The following is a 3042-nucleotide window of genomic DNA, read 5'->3' as shown; positions in this document are numbered from 1 at the left end:
CGAGCGCGGCGGGCGGGTCGGGCAGGGAGGGCTCGACCGGCAGCGGCGCGGGCTCGGGCCGGGGGCGTCCGACCGCGCGTACCCCAGGGGTCTGCTCGCGGACCGGCGGTTCCGGTTCGGCCCGGGGCGCCGGCTCGACCGGCACGGCGGGCTGGTGCGGGATCGGCAAGGGCTCCCGGCCGACGCCGCGACGTGGCGGCGCCACCACCGGCTCGACCGGCGGGAGCGGTGTGGACGCGGCGGGCCGCCGCCGGGGCTGCGCGCCGCCGAACAGGTCGAGGAACGGGGAGTCGATGTCGCCGTCGGGGCGTACCGGCTCGCGCGGGGTCATCGGTCGCGGCGGCTGGAACACGCCGACGCGGCTGTGCCCGGGGCTGGTGACGAGCGCGCTGTCGAGGACGACCTCGTCCAGATCCTCGTCCGGCGGGTAGTCGAACGATCGCGCACGGTTACCGTTGGGCCCGGCCGGGCGCCCGGCCGGGGAACCCGGCGTGGAAGAGCGACTCATGCGACCGCCTCACCCGCGTCGTTCGTCTGCACGGTTGTCGTACGCCCGGTCATGCCAGTTCCTCCCGGATCCTGATCCGGCTCGCGACGAGCCGCGGATCCCGCTGCTCGGTGGCCGGTTCCCGGGTGCGTCGCCAGTCGGTCAGCGCGGTCCGGATCACCATGCGCGCGGGCCGGTCCGGGTCGACGTACCGGAAGATGAACGAGGTCGTCACGATCGCCAGCGAGATCTCCCAGGCGGGGAACAGTTCGACCTGGAGCGTGAACAACCAGTGGATGAACATGTAGAGGGGTACGAGCAGCATGAACAGGCCGTACTGGGCGTACGGCAGGTGAACGGGAAGGGTGTACCCGGGCGGCCCCAGGTAGACGAGGCGTGCCCGGTAGATGTCGTCGTCGGTGCGCAGCCGCATCGTCGCCCAGCGCCCTACTCGAAGATCAGGTTGATCAGGTAGTCGCCGACGAAGAAGAGTGTTGCCGCTCCGGCGATGAAGGCCAGGCCGATGATGGCGATGGCCGAGCTGGTCAGCACCTTGGAGATCTCACCCCGGCTGGCCCGGCCGATGAAGATCACCCCGAGGACCGCGAGCAGGATCGGCGCGATCTTGCTGGCGAAGAAGGTGACGACGTTGTCGGTGTCGATGCCCTTCGGAGCCGGCTCGGCGAGTGGAGTCGACGCCAGGGTGTGGAGCGCGTGGTCCACGGCACTGGACGCCGTTGCCATGAGCTCGATGGCGATCACTGGAAACCTCCCCAAGGTCGCGGCCGGCGGCGCCGCGTTGGTGCAAGTAGGCAAGCCTGGCGGGATGGTGCTCGTCAGAGACAGCGCCGTCAACGCTGAGTCCGTCACCCACCACGCAGAGTGGTGAGTTTTGGGGGGATTCTTCCCGCTTCGGCCCTCCCTCCAGGCTTCGCCATCTCGATGCTGGGCAATTCCAAAGCGTACGGCCCGGCCACCTTTGCGACAAGCCGTGAAGAGTCGACCTCCGAAGGCCCGGATGACCGATCGTACACCTGTTCCAATGCGCACGTCAGGCGTGCCGCGTCGCGCGCTCGCCCGGTGGCCGGAAGCCCTGCCGGCGAACGGTACTGTCGGGTCCGTGACCGATCTGGTACGGGCGGAGGCCCCGGTGGTGATGGGCGTCCTCAACGTCACGCCCGACTCCTTCTCCGACGGCGGCAGATACGCCGATCTGGATGCGGCAGTCGCACACGGGGTGCGACTGCGTTCCGACGGCGCCGACCTGATCGACGTGGGTGGCGAATCCACCCGGCCCGGCGCCGAGCGGGTCGACGCGGAGACGGAGACCGCCCGGGTGCTGCCCGTGGTCCGCGAGCTGAGCGCCGCCGGCGTCCTCGTCAGCATCGACACCAGTCGCGCCCGGGTCGCCGAGGCGGTCCTCGCCGCCGGCGCGTACATGGTGAACGACGTCTCCGGTGGCCTCGCCGACCCGGACATGGCCCGGGTGGTCCGCGACGCCGGCTGCCCCTGGGTGCTCATGCACTGGCGGGGGCACTCGCGGGGGATGAACGATCTGGCCACGTACACCGATGTGGTGGCCGAGGTCCGCGACGAGCTGAGCCGGCGCGTCGACGCCGCGCTCGCCGCCGGGGTGGCCGCCGACCGGATCATCGTGGACCCGGGCCTGGGCTTCGCGAAGACCGCCGCGCACAACTGGGCGCTGAGCGCCCGCCTGCCCGAGCTGGTCGACCTGGGCTTCCCGGTGCTGTTCGGGGCCAGCCGTAAGTCCTACCTGGGCCGGCTGCTCGCCGATCCGGCCGGCGAACCCCGCCCCACCTCCGGGCGGGAGGCCGCGACCGTCGCGACGAGCGTGCTCGCCGTCGCGGCCGGCGCCTGGGGGGTACGCGTGCACGACGTCCGTGCCACCGCCGACGCGCTCGCCGTCTGGCGCGCCACCGGCAGCCCCCGGCTCGCCGGCGCGACCGGCACCCGGCCGGCGGAAGCGTCCACCGGCACGAGCGGAGGCGACAGATGAGCGACCGGATCGAGCTGACCGGCCTGCGCGCGCACGGCCGCCACGGCGTCTACGACTTCGAGCGCGCCCAGGGGCAGGAGTTCGTGGTCGACGCGGTGCTCGAACTGGACCTGGGCCCGGCCGCGCGCTCGGACGAGGTGACCGACACCGTGCACTACGGCGAACTCGCCGAACGCCTGGTCGCGGTGATCACCGGCGAGCCGGTGAACCTCATCGAGACACTCGCCGACCGGCTGCTCGCGGTCTGCCTGGCCGAGCCGCTGGTGGCCGCCGCGACCGTGACCGTGCACAAGCCGGAGGCCCCGATCCCGCACGCCTTCCGGGACGTCGCCGTCACGATGCGGCGTACCCGATGACCCGGGCCGTGCTGTCGATCGGCAGCAACCTGGGCGACCGGCTCGGCCACCTGCGCGGCGCGGTGGCCGCGCTCGGCGACCGGGTGCTCGTGGTCTCCGGCGTCTACGAGACTCCACCGTGGGGGGACGCCGACCAGCCCGCGTACCTGAACGCGGCGGTGATGGTCGCGGACCCGGCGGCG

5 protein-coding genes and 1 pseudogene are annotated in these 3042 nt (G+C 72.5%); 3 read left to right on the top strand and 3 right to left on the bottom strand.

All coding sequences use genetic code 11. The annotated features are described in order from the left end of the window. From ACPCK6_RS29460 to ACPCK6_RS29450, 3 genes and pseudogenes are all read right to left on the bottom strand, one after another. Positions 1-508: pseudogene (locus tag ACPCK6_RS29460) on the bottom strand (ATP-binding protein); the annotation flags it as partial. A 49-nt stretch (positions 509-557) separates the two neighbouring features. After that, positions 558-920: a hypothetical protein gene (locus tag ACPCK6_RS29455; RefSeq protein WP_013288977.1), complete on the bottom strand. Its 363-nt coding sequence runs from the start codon at positions 918-920 to the stop codon at positions 558-560. Positions 921-934: 14 nt separating this feature from the next. Next, positions 935-1249: a hypothetical protein gene (locus ACPCK6_RS29450; protein ID WP_013288976.1), complete on the bottom strand. Its 315-nt coding sequence runs from the start codon at positions 1247-1249 to the stop codon at positions 935-937. Between the two features lie 358 nt (positions 1250-1607). On the opposite strand from ACPCK6_RS29450, the gene folP reads away from it, so the two are divergent. The 3 genes from folP to ACPCK6_RS29435 all read left to right on the top strand — a co-directional run. Further along, positions 1608-2504: a dihydropteroate synthase gene (gene folP, locus ACPCK6_RS29445; RefSeq protein WP_423482840.1), complete on the top strand. Its 897-nt coding sequence runs from the start codon at positions 1608-1610 to the stop codon at positions 2502-2504. After that, complete coding sequence (gene folB / locus ACPCK6_RS29440) at positions 2501-2860, top strand: dihydroneopterin aldolase (protein ID WP_013288974.1); 360 nt, start codon at positions 2501-2503, stop codon at positions 2858-2860. Before folP ends, folB begins: the two co-directional genes overlap by 4 nt. Next, the coding region (locus ACPCK6_RS29435; RefSeq protein ID WP_423482839.1) for a 2-amino-4-hydroxy-6-hydroxymethyldihydropteridine diphosphokinase at positions 2857-3042 on the top strand (186 nt) is incomplete at its 3' end. The genes folB and ACPCK6_RS29435, both read left to right, overlap by 4 nt.

It is taken from the genome of Micromonospora sp. AB353 (genome assembly GCF_049538395.1).
Lineage (GTDB): Bacteria > Actinomycetota > Actinomycetes > Mycobacteriales > Micromonosporaceae > Micromonospora > Micromonospora aurantiaca.
This window is presented reverse-complemented; position numbering and strand designations above follow the sequence as displayed.

What these genes read in the sequence shown, in the direction of transcription:
- ACPCK6_RS29455 (WP_013288977.1), bottom strand. Translation starts at nt 920, where the DNA reads ATGCGGCTGCGCACCGACGACGACATCTACCGGGCACGCCTCGTCTAC.
- folB (WP_013288974.1), top strand. Translation starts at nt 2,501, where the DNA reads ATGAGCGACCGGATCGAGCTGACCGGCCTGCGCGCGCACGGCCGCCAC.